2 protein-coding genes are annotated in these 1,548 nt (G+C 38.8%); both read right to left on the bottom strand.

Annotated elements, in window-relative coordinates:
* Positions 1-172: 172 nt before the first annotated feature.
* The gene (locus BBROOKSOX_RS10860; RefSeq protein WP_139661811.1) at positions 173-421 is read right to left on the bottom strand and encodes a transposase; all 249 of its coding nucleotides are present in this window, start codon (positions 419-421) and stop codon (positions 173-175) included.
* 125 nt (positions 422-546) lie between these two features.
* The coding region (locus BBROOKSOX_RS10855; RefSeq protein WP_139661809.1) for an inverse autotransporter beta domain-containing protein at positions 547-1,548 on the bottom strand (1,002 nt) is incomplete at its 5' end.

The following is a 1,548-nucleotide window of genomic DNA, read 5'->3' as shown; positions in this document are numbered from 1 at the left end:
CTAGACTCTTGGGCTTGTTTGCCATGCAAGGCAACACTCATTTTAAAAATAAGATTAAAACCTTTAACGCCTATACGCTTCCTAAAGTGCACCAACTCGGTGGCATTGCAGGCATACCTGGCATATAGTTTGAGTAGCCACAGAAGTATTGGTAATAAGGGTTGCGCTTAAACTACAATACAACACGCTCGTCAGAGAGATTCTCTAGCTGTTTAAGAATAAGCAAGCCCACCATCAGCCTAATAGGTTTTGAGGGTACGCCGTTATCATGGCAATAATGCCTTGAGAACACGACATCAAAGACTTCCCAATCCATGGTGTGAGACAAAGCAATGAGTGGGTCTTTGGTGTCTAGTTGGTTGAAAAGTTCTGAATGAAACAGATTTTGTTGGGTGGATATTGGCAAAGATTCAGTTAGCATATTTTTTAAACAAAACGACCAAGAAATAAGGGTTATTTTAGTGGAAGTTGGTTTATTTGTCTATGATTATTATTGGTTTTATTGTTTTAAATCAAGTGGTTGTATAGTTTTTAAGGGGTGACTAATTAACTAGGGGGCACTTTCCAGTTAACTTTAAAATTGTGTATTTCAATATTAGTTGTATCCATAGATGACCATTGAAGTCGCTTTAATGAAAAATGACCACTTAATGTAATGCCACTAGGAAGGCTTTTATTTAATACTTTGTCAAAATTAATCTGTATTTTTTTTGGTGGAATACCACCATTACAAGTTCCTGCACTATTAATTGGAATAATTAGATTCACGCATTTTCCTTGGTTGGCTATTAGATGAACTTCGTACTGTATGTCATTCTTCTTATCGTGTAATATAACGGAAAATTTTGTATAGGCTCCATATGCCCATATCAGCACTGTGGGGGCGCCAATTGTATTAAATCCTCCAACAAAAGCTGACGATTGATGGCCAGTAGTGCGCTTAATTGGTTTAAGATCAACAGAAATATCCCCATTCATGGTGTGATCAACCGAAACTGTTGGTGGTGGTGGTGGTGGTGGTGGTACCCCACCATTTTGTACAATTATTATTTCTTTTGCTATTTTATTACTACGCTCCGCCCAAGCAAGTGCGCCTAAGTCCATTTTTCGGCTGTCTTTAAAGGCTTTGCTGGCAATGGCAAAGTTGGTGAATTTTTGTTTGTTGCCCAGTGGTAGTTTTACCGTGAGTTTGCCGTAACTTTTGACATTGATGGTGTTGTTGTTTTCTTGACCAAACTCAAAGCTCACCGATGGGGTAAGCTCAATATCCACACCCAAAATATTACCCTTAATGTTTGGACCTGCTGTAGTATCCCAGTGATAATAAGTGCCTTTGATCTTTGCCCAAGGTAGGTAAGGGGCTTGACCGCTGAGTTTGACATCGTAACCTGACATACCTCTCTCTTTTACGCTGTTGACTAATTTTTTGTCTGAAAATATATGGTATTTATTGATATTGACACTAAAGTTAGCACGCTGGTATTCTAAACCAAGGCTTAGGCGTTTGTGACTGGACTTGGACTCATAGTCGGTAAACACATTGATACC

The organism is bacterium endosymbiont of Bathymodiolus sp. 5 South (assembly GCF_900128535.1).
Taxonomy (GTDB): domain Bacteria; phylum Pseudomonadota; class Gammaproteobacteria; order PS1; family Pseudothioglobaceae; genus Thiodubiliella.
This window is presented reverse-complemented; position numbering and strand designations above follow the sequence as displayed.